Source organism: Citrobacter sp. Cu233 (assembly GCF_030332225.1).
In the GTDB taxonomy this organism is placed as follows: Bacteria; Pseudomonadota; Gammaproteobacteria; order Enterobacterales; family Enterobacteriaceae; genus Citrobacter.
In genome coordinates, this window is the sequence record NZ_JAOWIF010000042.1 from 63548 (window position 1) to 83938 (window position 20391).

Genomic DNA, 20391 nt, shown 5'->3' on the forward strand with positions numbered 1-20391 from the left:
ATAGAGTATAGATCGCTAACTCTATGATACTTGTTCAGGTACCCGCTTTCGTGACATTGGTGCGGGCAATAGCATTGTTTCTTTTTCCTCGCGATTTGTCATCTGTTCCAGAGACAAAGTTTTACCGGATGCGGCATGGCTGATATGCTGCCCGCTACTTTACATCCGATGAAAGGAAATATGATGGCTACCCCGACTTTTGACACTATCGAAGCGCAAGCAAGCTACGGCATTGGTTTGCAGGTAGGACAGCAGCTGAGCGAATCCGGTCTGGAAGGGCTGTTGCCTGAAGCGCTGGTAGCGGGTATCGCTGATGCGCTGGAAGGTAAACACCCGGCAGTGCCTGTTGATGTTGTGCACCGTGCGCTGCGTGAAATTCACGAACGTGCTGATGCAGTACGTCGCGAGCGTTTTCAGGCTATGGCGGCTGATGGCGTCAAATATCTGGAAGAAAACCGTGAGAAAGACGGTGTGAACAGCACTGAATCCGGTCTGCAGTTCCGTGTGTTGACGCAGGGCGAAGGTGCTATCCCGGCACGTACCGATCACGTTCGCGTGCACTATACCGGTAAACTGATCGACGGTACCGTGTTTGACAGCTCTGTTGCGCGTGGTGAACCGGCGGAATTCCCGGTTAACGGCGTGATCCCTGGCTGGATTGAAGCACTGACCCTGATGCCGGTAGGTTCCAAATGGGAACTGACTATTCCTCAGGAACTGGCTTACGGTGAGCGTGGCGCTGGCGCGTCCATTCCTCCGTTCAGCACGCTGGTATTTGAAGTTGAGCTGCTTGAAATCCTGTAAGCAGTGACTTCTGTTCCCCCCGACGCAGGGGGGAGCAACAAAATAGCGTGAAAAATCTATTGTTATGCCAATGTCGATATTTTATCTTGCAAATGATGATATTGCGTGTATTTTTGTGAACTGATTCTCGCTATCAGAGTGATATGACACTCACTTTAAACATAAAATTAACATTATATCTAAATCTTAGTATTCATCCCGCCGATTCTTACCTAATATCGATGAGTCCTGCCAACAGGATCGTCGTATCATAGACACACTAAAGGCCGTAGAGCCTGAACAACACAGACAGGTACAGGAAGAAAAAACATGGTAGATCAGGTAAAAGTCGAAGCCGTTGAAGAGGCTTCGTCTGAACAGTCGCTACGGCGCAATCTCACAAACCGTCATATTCAACTTATTGCAATTGGTGGTGCTATCGGTACCGGCCTGTTTATGGGGTCCGGGAAAACCATCAGCCTCGCCGGGCCGTCGATCATTTTTGTCTATATGATCATCGGTTTTATGCTGTTTTTCGTGATGCGGGCAATGGGAGAATTGCTGCTCTCGAATCTCGAATACAAATCCTTTAGTGATTTCGCTTCCGACCTGCTCGGGCCATGGGCCGGGTATTTTACCGGCTGGACCTATTGGTTCTGCTGGGTGGTTACCGGGATGGCAGATGTCGTTGCCATTACAGCGTATGCGCAATTCTGGTTCCCCGGACTGTCAGACTGGGTGGCATCGCTGGCGGTGATCATTCTGTTGCTGGCTCTTAACCTCGCCACGGTGAAAATGTTTGGTGAGATGGAGTTCTGGTTTGCGATGATCAAAATCGTCGCCATTGTCGGCCTGATTGTCGTCGGTCTGGTGATGGTACTGACGCACTTCCAGTCGCCAACCGGCGTTCAGGCCTCGTTCACACATCTGTGGAATGACGGTGGCTGGTTCCCGAAAGGTCTGAGTGGCTTCTTTGCGGGCTTCCAGATAGCGGTCTTCGCATTTGTCGGTATTGAACTGGTGGGTACGACGGCTGCAGAAACTAAAGATCCGGAAAAGTCTCTGCCGCGCGCGATTAACTCGATTCCAATCCGTATCATCATGTTCTACGTTTTCGCGTTGATCGTGATTATGTCCGTGACGCCGTGGAGCTCGGTGGTTCCCACCAGGAGTCCATTCGTTGAACTGTTTGTGCTGGTAGGTCTGCCAGCGGCGGCGAGCCTGATTAACTTTGTGGTGCTGACATCAGCGGCCTCTTCCGCAAACAGCGGCGTGTTCTCTACCAGCCGTATGCTGTTTGGTCTGGCTCAGGAAGGTGTTGCGCCAAAAGCGTTTGCTAAGCTGTCTAAACGTGCGGTGCCGGCGAAGGGCTTGACCTTCTCCTGTATCTGCCTGTTGGGCGGCGTGGTCATGCTCTATGTGAACCCGAGCGTAATCGGTGCGTTCACTATGATCACCACCGTGTCGGCAATCCTGTTTATGTTTGTCTGGACCATCATTCTTTGCTCTTATCTGGTGTATCGCAAACAGCGTCCACACCTGCATGAGAAATCAATCTACAAGATGCCGTTAGGCAAGCTGATGTGCTGGGTATGTATGGCGTTCTTCGTCTTCGTACTGGTGCTGCTGACGCTGGAAGAGGATACCCGTCAGGCGCTGATCGTTACGCCGCTGTGGTTTATCGCTCTGGGTCTGGGCTGGTTGTTAATCGGTAAGAAACGTATGGCAGGTGTACGCTAATAAAAAAGAGCCGCGATGCGGCTCTCGTATTCAATCAAGGCGCTCTCGGGCGCCTTTTCTTATTCCCCGGCGAGGGCTCGTGGGAACAACACATTGTTTTCCAGGCTGATGTGTTCCATCAGATCGTCGATCATCTCATTGATGCCGTTATACATGGCTTTCCAGGTGGTGCAGGCTTCTGGCGGCGGCGTTACGTTGTTGGTGATGTGCTTGATCACTTCCACCAGTTCGCCGGCCTCGTCGTGTTCGCTTTCCATCACGCTGATTGGTCCCATCGCCTGACTCCCCATTCCCTGTTTGATCATTGGGAACAGAATTTGCTCTTCTTTCATCATGTGGCTGGACAGCTCTTCATGCAGCATGGTCAGGTTTTTCGCCAGACCGCGCGGTACGCTCGGCTTGTCGGCATGAACACGTTCAACTTTAGTGGCCTGCAGGATCAGCTCCGGCAGCTGTTCACGATGGCGGTCATGATAACGTATGACGATATGGTCGATGATTTCTGCCAGTGCCACGGTGCGCCAGTCTTTTTCCAGCGGCTGCTCAGCCAACTGAGCGAGCTGCGCTTCGATAGCTTCCACATCCAGCTCTTTACGTGCGGCAGCGCGTGCCAGCGTTTGCTTACCGCCGCAGCAGTAATCCATATCGTACTTACGAAACAGTGCCGACGCGCGAGGAATAGAGAGCGCCAGTTCACCTAAAGGTTGATCGCGATAAGACATAGCCGTTACCTCATTCTCAATAATATAAGATGTATTTTAAATGCAACTTATGGCAAAGGATATACCCCTTTCGAGGTGGGGGAATTTGTGATAGCTGTCACGAAAATTTCTTATCTCGTTAACATGCTGAATCTTATTGAAAAGGCGTAAAGCGGCGAAAAAAGCCGCGTCAGAAGGTTAAATAAGCGGGCGCGGCTGCCGATAGTTAGACCTCAGACAATACCTGCATAACTAAAAGGCAACAGATGTTCAAACGAATCAAAGTGATAACCTTACTTATCACCGTGTTACTCGCCCTGGGCGCGATGCAGCTCATTTCCGCAGGCGTTTTTATTGGCGCGCTTAAAAACGATAAGGAAAATTTTAACGTTTCTCAACTTTCCAGCCAGAACGTGGCGGAGTTTACCGATGCATGGATTAGCCTGAACCAGGCTCGCGTCACGCTCAACCGGGGCATGTTACGTTTGCAGGGCACGATGGCAAGCGAGGTTAACGGGGGCCAGTTAAAAGAACTGGTGATCACGGCGAACCGCCTGCTGGCAGACGCAAAAGAGCATTACGATAAATACTACGCGCTGCCGGAAACGCCGGGTCTGGATGAAAGTCTGGCAGACCGACTGGAAGAACAGTACGGCATTTATTCGACAACCCTTGCCAAAATGAATGCGCTGCTGGCTGAAGGCAAGCTGGAAGACATGTTCAAACAGAATGCCGAGCAAAAGCAGACGGCCATGCAAGAGGTTTATCAGGAGTGGCGTGCCGCGCAAGCCGCGCTGGCGAATGAGGGAGTACGGGATAACGAAAATGATTACCAGAAAATTATCTGGTTGTTATCCGCCGTACTGTTGATTGTGTTAACCGTCATTATCGTCAGTTGGATTGCCATGCAGCGTGTCCTGCTGAAACCACTCCACGAGGTGATGGGGCATATTCGCCATATCGCTTCAGGTGATCTGACCCACAATATTACCGCCGATGGCAGTAACGAAATGGCGCTACTGGCCCAGAACGTCCGTGATATGCAGCAGGCGCTGGCGAACACGGTTAGCGTGGTACGTGACGGTGCGGATACTATCTATACTGGTGCGGGTGAAATTGCCGCAGGCAGTAACGATCTCTCTTCTCGTACCGAACAGCAGGCTGCCTCTCTGGAAGAAACTGCTGCCAGTATGGAACAGCTCACGGCCACCGTAAAACAGAATGCGGACAATGCGCGACAGGCGACCAGCCTGGCAAAAAATGCCTCGCAGACGGCGCAGAAAGGCGGAGCAGTGGTCGACGGTGTGGTGCGTACGATGGATGAAATCGCCACCAGTTCCAGCAAAATTGCGCAAATTACCACGGTTATTGACGGTATTGCTTTCCAGACGAATATTCTGGCATTGAATGCGGCGGTAGAAGCGGCGCGTGCGGGTGAACAGGGGCGCGGTTTTGCCGTGGTGGCAGGTGAAGTGCGCACGCTGGCGCAGCGTAGCGCTCAGGCGGCGAAAGAGATTAAGGCACTGATTGATGACTCAGGGAATCGGGTCAATGCCGGTACGGCACTGGTGCATGAAGCGGGTGAGACGATGGCGGAAATTGTCAGTGCCGTCACCCAGGTTACCGATATTATGGGCGAAATTGCGTCGGCGTCCGATGAGCAGAGTCGGGGTATCGATCAAGTCGGGCAGGCCGTTGCCGAAATGGATCGTGTGACACAGCAAAACGCCTCGCTGGTGGAAGAGTCTGCCTCTGCAGCTGCCGCGCTCGAAGAGCAGGCCGCACGCCTGAATCAGACTGTGGCGGTGTTTAAAGTGTCGCGCCGGAAGGCGGCGTAAACGCCTTATCCGGCCTACAAGGCAGGCCGGGTTAGCGTAGCGCCACCGGCACATCATGATGGTGAAACCACGACGACGCTCGGTTTTTCCGGTTTGGCTCTGACCGCGACCACCACACCGACAACTAACAGTGCGATGCCGCTCAGGGTCAGCAACGGCGGCATCTCCTGACGCAGAATAAAGGTGTACAACAGGCCTGCCAGTGTTTCAAAGACAATCAGCGGTCCGAGGATCACCGTCGGCAACTTCTGACTGGCGACGTTCCAGCACAGTGCACCGACCCACGAGCACAATACGGCAATGGCGATCATCAGGCCGATAAACACGTCCGGTCGTGGGCCAAAGGGCAGCGAGAATTCTGGTGTTTGTCCACGCAGCCACAGACAGGCCGCGATGTACCCCAGCAGCGAAACCGGAAGCGTCACCAGTGCCTGAGCCGTCGCCCACATCATTGGGTGCTTATCCGGGTTTTCCCGCAGCCAGCGGGCATTGCGTAGCGCATACCAGGCCCAGCACACCACGGAAATCAGCGCCAGAGTGATGCCTGAACCATATCGCCAGCCGCTAAAATCAGGCAACCCCTGACTCAGCTCAGAGATATTCACACACAGCAGGCCCATGCCGATCAGTACCAGCGCGGGAGCCAGGCGCCACCACGATAATTTGCCGTCACGTTGGCTATAAAGCAGGTTCGCGAAGACCGGGATCACGACCGGTAATGTGCCGATGATCATGGTTGAAACGGGGGCGCCGGTGCGCTGAATGGCGCTGGCCAAACAAACATAATAAATCAGGTTGCCCATCATGGTTAACGCCAGAGCGGTTACCCAGTCTTTACACGTCAACTGACGCAGGCGTCCGCGACCCAGCCAGGCCAACGGTAGTGCGATCAGCCCCAGCGCCAGATAACGCCCCATCGACTGTAATACCGCCGGATATTCCGGTACGATCAACGGTCCGACAAAAATTAATCCCCACATCAGCCCGGCCAGCAGGGCATACAACACACCGCTAATCATTGTTGACATCCACATCATTAAACATAGCGCTGAGTGTAGGCAGGGAAAACATCACTGTATTGTATGAGATTGCGCATTAGCGCGAATAAACCTGCTTCTGATAGCGTACCGGCGTAATGCCATAGCGATGGGTAAAGGCGCGGGTGAGGTGTGACTGGTCGGTCAGTCCGGTGGCGGCAGCCACATCTGCAGCAGGCATGCCGTAGGTAAGAAAACCTTTGGCCCGCCACAGGCGGACAGCCATCAGCATCTGATGCGGTGTGACGTGAAAATGAGACTTGAACTGGCGCTGGAAATGCCAGGGACTGAGTGATGCCACGCGAGCCAGTTCGTCGAGTGTCACAGGGTGCATATAGTTATCGTGCAGATATTCACGCACGCGTTCGAAACGATGTCCCCCCTCCGGTAATACCGGAGTATGGCGAGCCAGCGGCTGGAATGTATCGATCAGATCGAGCAGCAATCCTTTTTGCGCCAGCGGATCTTCGGTGTTCCACAGACCGTGGATCAATGAACAGATCTGACGCGAACGCAGCGGATCGTGACGGGTAACGTCATGGAACCACCAGTGACGAACCCCGGTGATCTCTTCCAGAAGATCGGGCTCAAGGTAGATCATCCGGTAGCGCCAGCCGTCGGCGGTTTCGGCTTCACCGGTGTGCAGTTCATCGGGGTTCATGGTGACAACGGAGTGGGCAGGCGCTACGTATTGCGTGCCACGATAGCGAAAACGCTCGGCACCGGCTTCAATCGCGCCAATGCCGAAAGCTTCATGGGTGTGAGGCTCAAACGCATAACGGGAGATGTGCGCATGATACAGTTCAACGCCTGGCACCTGCGCCAGATGGCGAAAGCGGGCACTGTCTTTCTCATCAAAAAACTGCTCAGGTACACCTTGCACGTTATCTCTCCCCACGCATCATCTTGTCATTATCAGAGAGGATGCGTGAGGATGCCACCACAATTAACCGATTTTTAACACTTACACGATACCTTTGACGCTGTCCGCCAACGATGTGGTTGGTCGACCAATCAGTTTGCTCAGCGTATGGCTGTCGTCAAAGAGTCCGCCTTTGGAGGCGCCGACGTCAGAGTCGGCCAGCATGTCCGCCAGTCCGGCAGGCAGACCAAAACCTTTTAGCGCGGCGGCAAAATCGGCTTCACTCAGGTTCTGATACACCACCTTTTTACCACTCTGTTTGGCCAGTTCAGCGGCCAGTTGGCTCAGCGTCCAGCCCTCATCGCCTGCCAGCTCGTAGATTTTACCGGCGTGACCATCTTCGCTGATAACGCGCGCGGCGGCAGCAGCATAGTCGGCGCGGGTCGCCGAGGCGATTTTGCCTTCTCCTGCTGCCCCAATAAACACGCCATGCTCCAGTGCGGCTGGCGCACTCGCCAGATAGTTTTCGGTGTACCAGCCGTTACGTAACAACGCGTAGGCAATGCCGGAGTCTGCCAGCATCTTCTCGGTTGCCACATGCTCATCAGCCAGCCCCAGCGGGGAGGTATTGGCGTGAAGCAGGCTGGTATAGGCGATAAATTTCACGTGGGCAGCTTTCGCTGCGTTAATCACGTTGCGATGCTGCGGAGTACGTTGCCCGACTTCGCTCGACGAGATCAGCAGCAGCTTGTCGATACCCTGCAAAGCGGTCGTAAAGGCGGCTTCGTCGGTGTAATCCGCCTGACGGACTGTAATACCCTGCTGGCTGAGCGCAGTCGCTTTGGCTGGGTTACGTACAATCGCCACTATCTGGCTGGCAGGTACGGTTTTCAACAGGCTTTCAATAACGTGTTGGCCCAGTTGGCCAGTGGCGCCGGTAATCGCAATCATGGGGAACTCCTTGGTATTTGTCTTGTGTTTAGTAAAACTAGCACCTAAACTTACTTTTAGTAAGTACGTACAAAAAGGTAAGTATGAAGATGATCACGCAGACCCTTTCTCAACAATTGCGCGACGGCAATTTGTTTGCCGAGCAGTGTCCCTCCCGCGAGGTGTTAAAACACGTCACCAGTCGCTGGGGCGTATTGATTCTGGTGGCGCTACGTGACGGTACGCACCGGTTCAGCGATTTACGTCGCAAAATGGGCGGCGTCAGCGAAAAGATGCTGGCGCAGTCACTGCAGGCGCTGGAGCAGGATGGGTTTATCAACCGGGTGTCGTATCCGGTTGTACCGCCGCATGTGGAGTATAGTCTGACCCCGTTGGGCGAGCAGGTGAGCGATAAAGTTGCTGCGCTGGCAGACTGGATTGAAATGAATTTGCCGCAGGTGCTGGCGCAACGGGACGAACGGGCGGCGTAAAGTATTGCCGGATGGCGCTGTGGACTGCGTCATCCGGCATTAACGTTACTTACTCAAATCCAACTGATAAATCGCAAAGCCGACATCGTCGGTGGCGACTTTCTTCAGCGGATACTGTCCTTTGTCTTTGATAAACGCCGCGGCCTTATCGGACGGTGACGTTTCAAATCGAATATCCAGTTTCTTATCGCTGTGAATCGGTGCCAGACGCCAGTTGTTATCAGCCGCCGGGTGAATTTCACCGGCGCTTTTCGTTTGAGCGCTTATCCATGCAGCCAGCACCGCGCGGTTTTCATCCGGCGACGCAAAGGCGATATGGCTGTCGCCGGTACCGGCGAACTTGCCGCCATAGGCGCGATAGTTATTGGTTGCGACCAGGAAAGTGGCATTCGGGTCGATCGGTTTTCCGTTAAAGGTCAGGTTTTTAATACGTTCCGCTTGCGGGTTTATGGTCTGGCACTCGCCGTCGTAACGGGCCGGCTGTGAAACATCAATCTGGTAATCCACGCCGTCAATGACGTCAAAGTTATAGGTACGGAACCTATCCCAGTTAATCAACGACTGCGGCTTGCTGCTGTGAATATCTATCTGATTAAACTGGCCGGCGGAACATTCCAGCCACTCTTTAACCTCTTTACCGCTGGCTTTTACCACCACCAGGGTGTTGGGATAGAGATACAAATCAGCGGCATTACGGAAGGTCAGCTGGCCTTTTTCGACTTCCACAAAACTTGCCGGATCGTTCTTACGCCCGCCGACCTTAAATGGCGCGGCGGCGGAGAGCACCGGCAGTTTTGCCAGGTCCGGGTCCCCCTGGATAAAGTGCTCCACATACGCTTTCTGCGCGTTGTTCACGACCTGCACGGTGGGATCGTCCTGCACCAGTGCCAGATAGCTGTACATGTTGTCGGCGGATTTGCCGATGGGTTTGCTGACGAACTCGCGCGTGGCGTCGTGATCGCCCTTCAGGATCTTAACGATTTTCGTGTCTTCAGCGGCCAGGGATTTTTTCGCTGCGGCGTCGTAAATCGGGCGTGCCTCGGCTTTCGCCTGGGTGACCTGCCATTTCCCGCTGTCGTTATTCAGCACCAGGTCGACCACGCCCAGATGATCGCCCCACATGCCCGGCATGACTGCAGGTATGCCATTGAGCGTACCTTTCGTGATATCTGCCCCTTTGATGTTGGCAAAATCTTTCCCCGGGAAGACGGCATGAGCATGGCCAAACATAATGGCGTCCACGCCCGGGACTTCGCTGAGGTAATAAACGGAGTTTTCCGCCATGGTCTGATACGGGTCGGCAGAAAGGCCGGAGTGAGCAATCACTACTACTATATCCGCGCCTTTTTCCCGCATCTCCGGAATATATTTACGTGCGGTTTCGGTGATGTCGTTCACGGTCACTTTACCGCTGAGGTTGGCTTTATCCCAGGTCATGATTTGCGGCGGCACAAAGCCGATGTAGCCAATTTTCAGCGTTTGCTTGTTACCCTCTTTATCGACAACCTCGGTGTCTTTAATCAGATAAGGGGTAAACAGCGGCTTTTGGGTCTTAACGTCGATGATATTGGCGTTTACGTAGGGGAATTTCGCGCCAGCGAGTGCCTTATGCAGATAGTCGAGGCCGTAGTTAAATTCATGATTACCAAGGTTGCCAACTGCGTAGTCCAGCGTGTTGAGCGCTTTATATACCGGATGTGTTTCACCCGCTTTAAGCCCTTTGGCCGCCATGTAATCCCCAAGCGGGCTGCCCTGAATCAGATCGCCGTTATCGACCAGCACGCTGTTTTTGACTTCGTTGCGTGCTGCATTAATCAGACTTGCCGTCCTCACCAGGCCGAATTTTTCAGTCGCCGTATCTTTGTAATAATCGAAATCCATCATATTGCTATGCAAATCAGTGGTTTCCATTATGCGCAGATCGACGGTCGCGGCATTCACGCTGGCTGCAATCAGCGTGGCGAGAAGCGTTGCACTAAACTTAATCATCAGGGGCATCCTTTTAAGATCTAAGCCACAAAAGAAAATGTATATAAATCTTCTTGCTTACAGAACTGTGAATCATGACATGAATATAGCGTTTAAAACCGCAGACGCTATCACAGTTGGCGGATCCCTTGACGATCGGGTATAAGTAAAACAACGAGTTAACACCACTGACAGAAACGAGGTGGAGAATGCTAGAACATGTATGCCAGCTTGCACGGAATGCGGGCGATGCCATTATGCAGGTCTACGATGGACTCAAACCGATGGAGATTACCAGCAAGCAGGATGATTCTCCGGTCACTGCGGCGGATATTGCCGCGCACGCGGTGATCCTCGAAGGATTACTGGCACTCACGCCGGATATTCCGGTTCTGTCTGAAGAGGCACCTCCGGGTTGGGATGTTCGTCAACACTGGCAGCGCTACTGGTTGGTCGATCCGCTGGATGGGACCAAAGAGTTCATTAAGCGTAACGGTGAATTTACCGTTAACATTGCGCTTATCGAGAAGGGAAAGCCGGTGCTGGGCGTGGTGTATGCCCCAGTGATGAAAGTGATGTACAGTGCGGAACATGGCAAAGCGTGGAAAGAAGAGTGCGGTGTTCGCAAGCAAATCCAGGTTCGTGATGCTCGTCCACCGCTGGTGGTGATTAGCCGTTCACACGCGGACAATGAGCTAAAAGAGTATCTGCAACAGTTGGGCGAACATCAGACCACGTCGATTGGCTCGTCGCTGAAGTTTTGTCTGGTTGCCGAAGGGCAGGCGCAACTGTATCCGCGTTTTGGACCCACCAACGTGTGGGACACCGCAGCAGGCCACGCGGTTGCCGCCGCTGCCGGGGCTCACGTTCACGACTGGCAGGGAAAACCTCTGGATTACACCCCGCGTGAATCGTTCCTTAACCCCGGCTTCCGCGTCTCTATTTACTGAGCAATGTGTGCAGCAGGGCGATAACCTGCTGCACCTCTTCCTGCGTTAACGCCCCGTCTTTGGCCCACTGAACGCGTCCGTCCTTGTCGAGTACAGCGATGGCTGAACTCTCTTCATCCAGTTGCCAGGTTTTGCGCGCGATGCCGTCACTGTCGACAATAAATTGTGACCACGGGTAGAGTTTCTTATTGCTCTCTAAACTGCTGCGCACAAACATGCCGGTGCCAGGAATGGCATCATCCGTGTTGACGATGGTGGTGGTCTGGTATTTATCATGCGGCAGATTTGCCGCTTTGATGGCTTCAATCAGTGTCGCATTTTTCTCTTTGGCGGAGGTACGTCCGGCGATGTGTTGCACAATGCGGACTTTCCCTGGCAGTTGCGCGCTATTCCAGTTTTTGTAGCTAAACTTATCATTATCGAGAATCAGTTCGCCGCGATCGGCAATACCCACCGGCGGCACGCGCTGGTTGGTTTCAAACTTATGCGCAGAGGCCATCATCGGCAGCAACAGGCACGACAGCGCCAGCAGTTTTTGTAAGGTCATGGGTTTTCCTTCTTTCTTTATTTTGCAGGTGATCCGACCACTTGGGTCTGGAATTTAATCATATGTGCGAATGATGCTTTTTCCCGCAAGCGCGATGCCAGTTTGCGGACGGGCGCACAAATCCTGCGAAAAATGAAGGCTTATACTGAAGACAGCGAAGCGTTGAAAAGATAATTCTGAATAATTGTAACCTGAAGGTAAATAAACTTATACGCGCTGGAAACAACGTAGAGATAGTCTATAGTCATAAGGCATTAAAATTTGCGCCTGAGGATTGTCGGACCGATTGTGGTACCGCAAAGGCGTAACGCTCAGCAGGAGATACAATGAAAATTTTCCAACGATACAACCCGCTGCAGGTGGCGAAGTACGTGAAGATCCTGTTTCGTGGACGGTTATATATCAAGGATGTAGGCGCTTTTGAGTTTGATAAGGGTAAGATTCTTATCCCAAAAGTGAAGGACAAACTGCATTTTTCTGTTATGTCCGAAGTTAACCGTCAGGTTTTGCGTCTGCAGACAGAGATGGCTTAACCAAAGTGCTATGCAGTAGTTAAAAAAACGGCTCCTGATGGGAGCCGTTGATGTTTCTGGCGGGATTACGCCCTGGTCTCTTCTTTTGCATCCGGCAGTTTCGGTACCAGGACGCTCGGTTTACTGTCCAGACGTGTTACCAGCAGTTGATCGATCTTGTAGTTATCGATATCCACCACTTCAAATTTGTAGCCTGAGAACTTCACTGAATCGGTGCGTTTCGGGATTTTACGCAGCATAAACATCATGAAACCTCCGATGGTTTCATAGTTACCGGACTGCGGGAATTCGTCGATATCCAGCACACGCATCACGTCATCAATCGGCGTTCCGCCGTCAATCAGCCATGAATTCTCATCACGCGCGACGATTTGTTCTTCCAGCCCCTGGCCGACTAAGTCACCCATCAGCGTCGTCATTACGTCATTAAGCGTAATAATCCCCACCACCAGTGCATACTCGTTCATGATGACGGCAAAGTCTTCACCTGCGGTTTTGAAGCTCTCCAGCGCCTCAGACAGCGTCAGCGTATCCGGAACAATCAGCGTATTGCGGATCTGCACGCCGCTGTTCAGCGCCATGCTTTGGTTTGCCAGTACGCGATTAAGCAAGTCTTTGGAATCCACATAGCCAATGATGTGGTCGATATCTTCATTACAGACCAGAAACTTGGAATGCGGATGTTCCGCCACCTTGTTCTTCAGGCTCTGTTCGTCTTCGTGCAGATCAAACCAGATAACATTTTCGCGCGAGGTCATTGAAGACGGCACGGTACGGGATTCCAGTTCAAATACGTTTTCGATCAGCTCATGTTCCTGCTTACGCAGGACACCCGCCAGAGCCCCCGCTTCGACCACAGCGTAAATATCGTCAGAGGTGATGTCGTCTTTACGCACCATTGGGATCTTAAACAGACGGAAAATGTTATTTGCCAGACCATTAAAGAACCATACCAGTGGGCGGAACACGAGCAGGCAGAAGCGCATCGGGTTGATGATACGCAAAGCCACAGCTTCTGGCGCAATCATACCGATGCGTTTCGGGGTTAAATCCGCGAACAGGATGAACAGGCCAGTGACCAGAGAGAACGACAGAATAAAGCTCAATTGTTCGGACAGCTCTGGGGCAAAGTATTTCGAGAACAGACCGTTAAATGCTGGTGAAAACGCTGCGTCACCGACGATACCGCCAAGAATAGCAACCGCATTAAGACCAATTTGCACAACGGTAAAGAACATGCCGGGGTTTTCCTGCATCTTCAAAACACGCTGTGCATTTACGTTGCCTTCATCGGCAAGCAACTTAAGTTTTATTTTGCGTGATGCGGCGAGCGAGATCTCGGATATCGAGAAAAACGCACTCACGGCGATCAGGCAGAGAATGACTAAAATACTGTTTAACATATCATATCCAGCGTTACGCCAGATCCTCGGAAGGGAGAAGTTGGTACTCATCGTCTTTCAGGCTACAGGTGTTTTGTCCTGCAACTCGAAATCCATAAAGTATAAATCCAATGGAAAATTCATTGAAAACCGGCTCGTGGAGTTGAGCCGGTAAATTCAGACGCTAGTATAGCGTAAGGTACTGTAAAGCCGCCAGAGGTCACGTTAAGCGCGTGGAGATCCCGATAAGCGCTATCGGGCAGTTGCGGATTAATTCTGCGGTGGCAGGCAAACGCCTATGCCGCCAATGCCGCAGTATCCGTAAGGGTTTTTATGCAGATACTGCTGGTGATCGTCTTCGGCGTAGTAGAACGGGGTCGCCGTGCTGATTTCCGTTGTAATCTCGCGTTCGTCGCCCGCGGCTGTCATTGCTGCCTGAAAGCGTTCAAGGCTGGCCTGCGCGGCTGCGCTTTGCTCCGGGGTTAATGGATAAATTGCGGAACGGTACTGAGTACCCTGGTCATTACCCTGACGCATCCCCTGCGCCGGGTCATGATTTTCCCAGAACACCTGCAGCAGTTGTTCGTAGCTGATAACATGCGGGTCATAGACGATGCGTACCGCTTCGGCATGGCCCGTATCACCAGAACAAACTTCCCGATAGGTTGGGTTTGGGGTATAGCCACCGGTGTATCCGGCTGCTGTGCTGTAAACCCCTGGTAGTGACCAGAATAAGCGCTCCACGCCCCAGAAACATCCCATGGCGAAGAGGGCTATCTCCATGCCGTCGGGCACGTTGGTCATCGAATGCTGATTAACCGCATGCAACGTTGCTACCGGCATCGGGGTATTGCGTCCAGGTAGCGCATCTGCTTGAGTAACAAGATGCTTTCTATCAAATAAACTCATGGCCGTTCTCCCGAAATCAGTCATTTGGGTTAAGGTTGTAACGAGACGCGTCTTTGCCCACAATAAATAGCGTGAATGCGTCTAGAGTTAAACATAAGAAATATTTGGGTTGTCGTCTGTTTTTCAACTCTTATTGTTGATTTTTTGTTAAGCCGAGGAACGGCATAGTATTTTTTTCCAGGGGTGGGAAAAAAGGATATTCAGGAGAAAATGTGCCACATATCCGTCAGTTATGTTGGGTGGGATTACTGTGCTTAAGTGGCTCTGCCGCCGCTGCGAATGTTCGCTTACAGGTCGAAGGATTGTCAGGACCGCTGGAGAAAAACGTCCGTGCGCAGCTGTCCACGATTCAGAGTGACGAAGTCACACCAGACCGGCGTTTTCGTGCGCGCGTCGATGATGCTATCCGCGAAGGGCTAAAAGCGCTGGGCTACTTTGAGCCGACCATTGATTTTGAGTTACGTCCACCACCGGCGAAAGGACGTCAGGTGCTGATTGCCAAAGTGACGCCCGGCGAACCGGTACTGATTGGCGGCACTGAGGTGATTCTGCGCGGTGGCGCGCGTACGGATAAAGATTACCTGGATTTGCTGAAAACGCGTCCGGCAATTGGCACTGTGCTGAATCAAGGCGATTATGACAGCTTCAAAAAGTCGCTCACCAGTGTGGCGTTACGTAAAGGCTATTTCGACAGCGAATTTAATAAAAGTCAGCTCGGAATTGCACTCGATCGCCGCCAGGCATTCTGGGATATTGATTACAACAGCGGAGAGCGCTACCGCTTTGGCCATGTCACCTTTGAAGGCTCGCAAATTCGCGATGAATACCTGCAAAACCTGGTACCTTTCAAAGAAGGTAAAGAGTACGAATCAAAAGATCTGGCAGAGCTAAACCGTCGTCTTTCGGCAACCGGATGGTTTAATTCCGTGGTGGTGGCGCCCGAATTTGATAAAGCCCGTGAAACCAAAGTACTGCCGCTAAAAGGCGTGGTCTCGCCGCGCACCGAAAATACCATCGAAACCGGGGTCGGTTATTCAACTGACGTCGGGCCGCGGTTGAAAACCTCGTGGAAAAAGCCGTGGATGAACTCCTGGGGCCATAGCCTGACCACCAGTGCCAGTATTTCTGCGCCAGAGCAGGTCCTTGATTTCAGCTATAAAATGCCGCTGTTAAAGAACCCGTTGGAGCAGTATTACCTGGTGCAGGGGGGCTTTAAGCGTACCGATTTAAACGACACCGAGCAGGATTCCACCACGCTCGCGGTCTCCCGCTACTGGGATCTGTCGAGTGGCTGGCAGCGTGCAATCAACCTGCGCTGGAGCCTCGACCACTTTACCCAGGGTGACGTCACCAACACGACGATGTTGCTCTATCCGGGTGTGATGATTAGCCGGACGCGCTCGCGCGGCGGCCTGATGCCTGTCTGGGGGGATTCCCAGCGTTATTCCATTGACTATTCGAATACTGCCTGGGGTTCAGATGTTGATTTCTCCGTCTTCCAGGCGCAGAACGTCTGGATCCGTACACTGTACGACAAGCACCGTTTTGTGATGCGCGGTAATCTCGGCTGGATTGAAACCGGTGACTTCGACAAAGTACCGCCGGATCTGCGTTTCTTCGCCGGGGGCGATCGCAGTATCCGCGGCTACAAATACAAATCTATTTCGCCTGAAGGCAGTGACGGTAAGCTGAAAGGGGCCTCGAAGCTGGCGACGGGCTCTCTGGAATATCAGTATAACGTGACCGGGAAATGGTGGGGTGCGATGTTTGTCGATAGCGGCGAAGCGGTCAGCGATATCCGCAGAAGCGATTTCAAAACCGGTGCCGGGGTCGGTGTACGCTGGCAGTCTCCGGTGGGGCCTATCAAGCTCGATTTTGCCGTCCCTGTCGGAGACAAAGATGAGCATGGTTTACAGTTTTACATCGGTCTGGGGCCTGAATTATGAGTTTATGGAAGAAGATAAGCCTCGGCGTACTGGTTTTTATCCTGCTGTTATTAGGCACTGTGGCGTTCCTGGTAGGGACAACCTCGGGCCTGCATTTGATCTTCAAAGCAGCTAATCGCTGGGTGCCTGGGCTGGAAATTGGTCATGTCACCGGCGGCTGGCGGGATCTGTCGCTAAAAAATATCCGCTACGACCAGCCTGGTGTGGCGGTGAATGCCGGTGAAGTGCATCTGGCCGTGGGACTCAACTGTCTGTGGAACAGCAGCCTGTGCGTCAACGATCTGTCGCTGAAAGACATCAACGTGGCTATCGACAGTAAAAAGATGCCGCCTGCCGCGCCGGTTGAGGAAGAAGACAGTGGCCCGCTGAACCTCTCCACACCTTATCCGATCACGCTTTCTCGCGTGGCGCTTAATAACATCAATATCAAAATCGATGACACCACGGTGTCCGTCCTGGATTTCACCTCCGGCCTCAACTGGCAGGAAAAAACGCTGACCCTGAAGCCTACGTCATTACAGGGCCTGCTGATCGCGCTGCCTAAAGTGGCGGACGTGGCGCAGGAAGAGGTGGTGGAACCGAAGATCCAGAACCCGCAGCCGGATGAGAAACCGCTGGGCGAAACGCTGAAAGACCTGTTCTCAAAGCCTGTTTTGCCGGAAATGACCGATGTCCATCTGCCGCTGAATCTCAATATTGAAGAATTCCGCGGTGAACAGCTGCGAGTGACCGGGGATACTGACCTGACAGTGCATAGCATGCTGCTGAAGGTGAGCAGCATTGACGGCAATATGAGGCTCGATGCGCTGGATATCGACTCCAGCCAGGGCCAGGTGAACGCCAGCGGTACGGCGCAGTTGACCAACAACTGGCCGGTTGATATTACGCTGAACAGTACGCTGAACATCGAGCCGTTAAAAGGCGAAAAGGTGAAGCTGAAGGTCGGTGGCGCGCTGCGTGAGCAGCTGGAAGTCGGTGTGAATCTGTCTGGTCCGGTGGATATGGATCTGCGTGCGCAAACGCGTCTGGCGGAAGCGGGATTACCGCTCAATCTGGAAGTGGTCAGCAAGCAGATTTACTGGCCGTTTACCGGCGATAAGCAGTTCCAGGCCGATGATATCAAGCTCAAGCTGACCGGCAAAATGACCGACTACACGTTATCGATGCGCACCGCCGTGAAAGGGCAGGATATCCCTCCGGCCACCATTACGCTGGATGCCAAAGGTAACGAACAACAGATCAATCTCGACAAACTCAGTATTGCGGCGCTGGAAGGAAAAACAGAGCTGAAGGCACTGGTGGACTGGCAGCAGGCCATTAGCTGGCGCGGAGAGCTGACGCTGGATGGCATCAATACGGCAAAAGAGATCCCTGACTGGCCGTCAAAACTGAATGGTCTGGTGAAAACGCGCGGCAGTCTGTATGGCGGAAGCTGGCAGATGGATGTTCCGGAACTGAAGCTGACCGGGAATGTGAAACAGAATAAGGTTAATGTGAACGGCTCACTGAAGGGGAATAGCTACCTGCAGTGGACCATTCCGGGCCTGCACCTGGAACTGGGGCGCAACAGCGCTGAGGTAAAAGGGGAACTGGGGGTTAAAGATCTCAATCTGGATGCGACGATTGATGCCCCGAATCTGGATAACGCACTGCCGGGGTTAGGTGGTACGGCAAAAGGACTGATTAAAGTTCGCGGTACGGTCGAGGCACCACAGCTGCTGGCGGATATCACCGCTCGTGGACTGCGCTGGCAGGAGCTTTCCGTGGCCCAGGTGCGCGTAGAAGGCGATGTGAAATCGGCGGAACAGATTGCCGGTAACCTCAACGTGCGCGTAGAGCGGATTGTGCAACCTGACGTCAATATCGGGCTGGTCACTCTGAACGCGAAAGGCAGTGAAAAGCAGCATGAATTACAGCTACGCATTCAGGGGGAGCCGGTTTCCGGGCAACTGGATCTGGCCGGCAGCTTCGATCGCAAAGAACAGCGTTGGAAAGGGACGTTGAGCAATACCCGCTTCCAGACGCCGGTCGGTCCGTGGTCGCTTAACCGTGCGATTGCGCTGGATTACCGTAACCAGGAGCAGAAAATCAGTATTGGGCCACACTGCTGGAATAACCCAAATGCGGAACTGTGCGTACCGCAGACGATCGATGCCGGGGCGGAAGGTCGCGCGGTGGTTAACCTGAACCGCTTCGACCTGGCGATGTTGAAACCGTTTATGCCGGATACCACGCAGGCCAGCGGTGTGTTCACCGGTAAGGCTGACGTGAGCTGGGACACCACTAAAGAGGGGCTGCCGCAGGGACAAGTGACGCTAAGTGGGCGTAACGTGAAGGTCACCCAGAGCGTAAACGATGCCGCGTTACCGGTCGCGTTTGAGACGCTGAACCTGACCGCTGATCTGCACAACAACCGTGCCGAGTTGGGCTGGCTGATTCGCCTGACCAATAACGGCCAGTTTGACGGCCAGGTGCAGATAAGCGATCCACAAGGACGACGCAATCTTGGCGGTAACGTCAACATCCGTAACTTCAATCTGGCGATGGTGAATCCCATCTTCTCGCGTGGCGAAAAAGCCGCAGGGATGCTTAACGCCAACCTGCGCCTCGGCGGTGACGTGCAAAGTCCGCAGCTGCTTGGACAGCTGCAGCTTAGCGGCCTGGATATTGATGGTAACTTTATGCCGTTTGATATGCAGCCCAGCCAGCTGGCTGTGAACTTCAACGGAACGCGTTCGACGTTGGCGGGCGTGGTGCGTACGCAGCAGGGGCAGATTAACCTCAGTGGCGAGGCCGACTGGAGCCAGATAGATAACTGGCGGGCGCGTGTTGCAGCCAAAGGCAGCCGCGTGCGTATCACCGTGCCGCCGATGGTTCGTCTGGACGTCTCGCCGGATGTGGTCTTCGAAGCCACGCCGAGCCTGTTTACCCTTGATGGCAACGTAGACGTGCCGTGGGCGCGTATTGTGGTGCATGACCTGCCGGAAAGTGCGGTAGGGGTCTCCAGCGATATGGTGATGCTCAACGATAACCTGCAGCCAGAGAAGCCGCAAAGCGCCGGTATTCCGATCAACAGCAACCTGAACATCCACGTCGGCAACAACGTTCGCATCGATGCCTTTGGTCTGAAAGCGCGTCTGACGGGCGATCTCAAAGTGGCGCAGGATAAGCAGGGGCTGGGGCTGAACGGACAAATTAATATTCCGAGCGGCCGCTTCCATGCTTATGGTCAGGACCTGATAGTTCGCAAAGGTGAGCTGTTATTCTCTGGTCCTCCGGACCAGCCGTTGCTTAATATCGAGGCGATTCGTAACCCGGATGCGACTGAAGATGACGTTATCGCCGGTGTTCGCGTGACGGGTACGGCAGATGAACCGAAAGCGGAAATCTTCTCCGATCCGGCAATGTCACAGCAAATGGCCCTCTCTTATCTGTTACGTGGGCAAGGGCTGGACAGCGAGCAGAGCGATAGTGCGGCGATGACATCAATGCTTATTGGCCTGGGGGTTGCACAAAGTGGTCAGGTTGTGGGTAAAATCGGGGAGACATTTGGCGTAAGCAATCTGGCACTGGACACGCAAGGGGTGGGTGACTCCTCTCAGGTGGTTGTCAGCGGATACGTACTGCCAGGTCTGCAGGTGAAATATGGTGTGGGTATATTTGACTCTTTAGCGACACTCACGCTACGTTATCGTCTGATGCCTAAGCTATATCTGGAAGCCGTGTCTGGCGTAGATCAGGCACTTGATTTGCTCTATCAGTTCGAGTTTTAGC

16 protein-coding genes are annotated in these 20391 nt (G+C 53.2%); 8 read left to right on the top strand and 8 right to left on the bottom strand.

Annotation, left to right across the window (positions count from 1 at the left end):
• Positions 1 to 183: 183 nt before the first annotated feature.
• Together bamJ and cycA are read left to right on the top strand one after the other, a co-directional pair.
• Positions 184 to 804: a BamJ family beta-barrel-assembly machinery protein gene (gene bamJ, locus OGX95_RS18880; protein ID WP_286630823.1), complete on the top strand. Its 621-nt coding sequence runs from the start codon at positions 184 to 186 to the stop codon at positions 802 to 804.
• Between the two features lie 309 nt (positions 805 to 1113).
• Positions 1114 to 2523: a D-serine/D-alanine/glycine transporter gene (cycA, locus tag OGX95_RS18885; protein WP_286630559.1), complete on the top strand. Its 1410-nt coding sequence runs from the start codon at positions 1114 to 1116 to the stop codon at positions 2521 to 2523.
• Positions 2524 to 2582: 59 nt separating this feature from the next.
• Here the strand turns inward: cycA and ytfE are convergent, their stop codons facing one another.
• Positions 2583 to 3245 carry an iron-sulfur cluster repair protein YtfE gene (ytfE, locus tag OGX95_RS18890; RefSeq protein ID WP_137383984.1) on the bottom strand — a complete coding sequence of 221 codons (663 nt, stop codon included), beginning with the start codon at positions 3243 to 3245 and terminating at the stop codon, positions 2583 to 2585.
• 245 nt (positions 3246 to 3490) lie between these two features.
• On the opposite strand from ytfE, the gene OGX95_RS18895 reads away from it, so the two are divergent.
• Positions 3491 to 5062 carry a methyl-accepting chemotaxis protein gene (locus tag OGX95_RS18895; RefSeq protein ID WP_286630560.1) on the top strand — a complete coding sequence of 524 codons (1572 nt, stop codon included), beginning with the start codon at positions 3491 to 3493 and terminating at the stop codon, positions 5060 to 5062.
• A gap of 53 nt (positions 5063 to 5115) precedes the next feature.
• On the opposite strand, the gene OGX95_RS18900 is transcribed toward OGX95_RS18895, so the two are convergent.
• The 3 genes from OGX95_RS18900 to OGX95_RS18910 form a co-directional block, all read right to left on the bottom strand.
• Positions 5116 to 6081, bottom strand: a complete 966-nt coding sequence (locus tag OGX95_RS18900; protein ID WP_286630824.1) for a DMT family transporter — start codon at positions 6079 to 6081, stop codon at positions 5116 to 5118.
• A 76-nt stretch (positions 6082 to 6157) separates the two neighbouring features.
• On the bottom strand, positions 6158 to 6982 hold the full coding sequence (locus OGX95_RS18905) for an AraC family transcriptional regulator (protein WP_286630561.1): 825 nt from the start codon (positions 6980 to 6982) through the stop codon (positions 6158 to 6160).
• An 81-nt stretch (positions 6983 to 7063) separates the two neighbouring features.
• Positions 7064 to 7912, bottom strand: coding sequence for an SDR family oxidoreductase (locus OGX95_RS18910; RefSeq protein ID WP_286630562.1), 849 nt, complete (start codon positions 7910 to 7912; stop codon positions 7064 to 7066).
• 89 nt (positions 7913 to 8001) lie between these two features.
• Here OGX95_RS18910 and OGX95_RS18915 point away from each other — a divergent pair, with 89 nt between their 5' ends.
• Positions 8002 to 8382, top strand: a complete 381-nt coding sequence (locus OGX95_RS18915) for a winged helix-turn-helix transcriptional regulator (protein WP_286630825.1) — start codon at positions 8002 to 8004, stop codon at positions 8380 to 8382.
• A 45-nt stretch (positions 8383 to 8427) separates the two neighbouring features.
• On the opposite strand, the gene OGX95_RS18920 is transcribed toward OGX95_RS18915, so the two are convergent.
• A complete protein-coding gene (locus OGX95_RS18920; protein ID WP_286630563.1) occupies positions 8428 to 10371 on the bottom strand; it encodes a bifunctional 2',3'-cyclic-nucleotide 2'-phosphodiesterase/3'-nucleotidase in 1944 nt (647 codons plus the stop codon).
• A gap of 188 nt (positions 10372 to 10559) precedes the next feature.
• On the opposite strand from OGX95_RS18920, the gene cysQ reads away from it, so the two are divergent.
• The gene (gene cysQ / locus OGX95_RS18925) at positions 10560 to 11300 is read left to right on the top strand and encodes a 3'(2'),5'-bisphosphate nucleotidase CysQ (protein ID WP_286630564.1); all 741 of its coding nucleotides are present in this window, start codon (positions 10560 to 10562) and stop codon (positions 11298 to 11300) included.
• Here the strand turns inward: cysQ and OGX95_RS18930 are convergent.
• On the bottom strand, positions 11290 to 11847 hold the full coding sequence (locus tag OGX95_RS18930; protein ID WP_286630565.1) for a YtfJ family protein: 558 nt from the start codon (positions 11845 to 11847) through the stop codon (positions 11290 to 11292). The genes cysQ and OGX95_RS18930 overlap by 11 nt on opposite strands.
• Positions 11848 to 12173: 326 nt before the next feature.
• On the opposite strand from OGX95_RS18930, the gene OGX95_RS18935 reads away from it, so the two are divergent.
• A complete protein-coding gene (locus tag OGX95_RS18935) occupies positions 12174 to 12380 on the top strand; it encodes a DUF1107 domain-containing protein (protein ID WP_003025710.1) in 207 nt (68 codons plus the stop codon).
• 65 nt (positions 12381 to 12445) lie between these two features.
• On the opposite strand, the gene paeA is transcribed toward OGX95_RS18935, so the two are convergent.
• Both paeA and msrA read right to left on the bottom strand, forming a co-directional pair.
• A complete protein-coding gene (paeA, locus tag OGX95_RS18940; RefSeq protein ID WP_271440298.1) occupies positions 12446 to 13783 on the bottom strand; it encodes a polyamine export protein PaeA in 1338 nt (445 codons plus the stop codon).
• 249 nt (positions 13784 to 14032) lie between these two features.
• Positions 14033 to 14671 (bottom strand): peptide-methionine (S)-S-oxide reductase MsrA, encoded by a 639-nt coding sequence (gene msrA, locus OGX95_RS18945; protein ID WP_286630566.1) that lies wholly within the window; start codon positions 14669 to 14671, stop codon positions 14033 to 14035.
• A gap of 212 nt (positions 14672 to 14883) precedes the next feature.
• Between msrA and tamA the strand changes: the two genes are divergently transcribed.
• Complete coding sequence (tamA, locus tag OGX95_RS18950) at positions 14884 to 16617, top strand: autotransporter assembly complex protein TamA (RefSeq protein WP_286630567.1); 1734 nt, start codon at positions 14884 to 14886, stop codon at positions 16615 to 16617.
• Positions 16614 to 20390: an autotransporter assembly complex protein TamB gene (gene tamB, locus OGX95_RS18955; protein ID WP_286630568.1), complete on the top strand. Its 3777-nt coding sequence runs from the start codon at positions 16614 to 16616 to the stop codon at positions 20388 to 20390. Before tamA ends, tamB begins: the two co-directional genes overlap by 4 nt.
• Position 20391: the final 1 nt, after the last annotated feature.

Bases quoted from the DNA above. Each gene is read 5' to 3' on its own strand.
- bamJ (WP_286630823.1), top strand. From the start codon at position 184: ATGGCTACCCCGACTTTTGACACTATCGAAGCGCAAGCAAGCTACGGC.
- cycA (WP_286630559.1), top strand. From the start codon at position 1,114: ATGGTAGATCAGGTAAAAGTCGAAGCCGTTGAAGAGGCTTCGTCTGAA.
- ytfE (WP_137383984.1), bottom strand. From the start codon at position 3,245: ATGTCTTATCGCGATCAACCTTTAGGTGAACTGGCGCTCTCTATTCCT.
- OGX95_RS18895 (WP_286630560.1), top strand. From the start codon at position 3,491: ATGTTCAAACGAATCAAAGTGATAACCTTACTTATCACCGTGTTACTC.
- OGX95_RS18900 (WP_286630824.1), bottom strand. From the start codon at position 6,081: ATGATTAGCGGTGTGTTGTATGCCCTGCTGGCCGGGCTGATGTGGGGA.
- OGX95_RS18910 (WP_286630562.1), bottom strand. From the start codon at position 7,912: ATGATTGCGATTACCGGCGCCACTGGCCAACTGGGCCAACACGTTATT.
- OGX95_RS18915 (WP_286630825.1), top strand. From the start codon at position 8,002: ATGATCACGCAGACCCTTTCTCAACAATTGCGCGACGGCAATTTGTTT.
- OGX95_RS18920 (WP_286630563.1), bottom strand. From the start codon at position 10,371: ATGATTAAGTTTAGTGCAACGCTTCTCGCCACGCTGATTGCAGCCAGC.
- cysQ (WP_286630564.1), top strand. From the start codon at position 10,560: ATGCTAGAACATGTATGCCAGCTTGCACGGAATGCGGGCGATGCCATT.
- OGX95_RS18930 (WP_286630565.1), bottom strand. From the start codon at position 11,847: ATGACCTTACAAAAACTGCTGGCGCTGTCGTGCCTGTTGCTGCCGATG.
- OGX95_RS18935 (WP_003025710.1), top strand. From the start codon at position 12,174: ATGAAAATTTTCCAACGATACAACCCGCTGCAGGTGGCGAAGTACGTG.
- paeA (WP_271440298.1), bottom strand. From the start codon at position 13,783: ATGTTAAACAGTATTTTAGTCATTCTCTGCCTGATCGCCGTGAGTGCG.
- msrA (WP_286630566.1), bottom strand. From the start codon at position 14,671: ATGAGTTTATTTGATAGAAAGCATCTTGTTACTCAAGCAGATGCGCTA.
- tamB (WP_286630568.1), top strand. From the start codon at position 16,614: ATGAGTTTATGGAAGAAGATAAGCCTCGGCGTACTGGTTTTTATCCTG.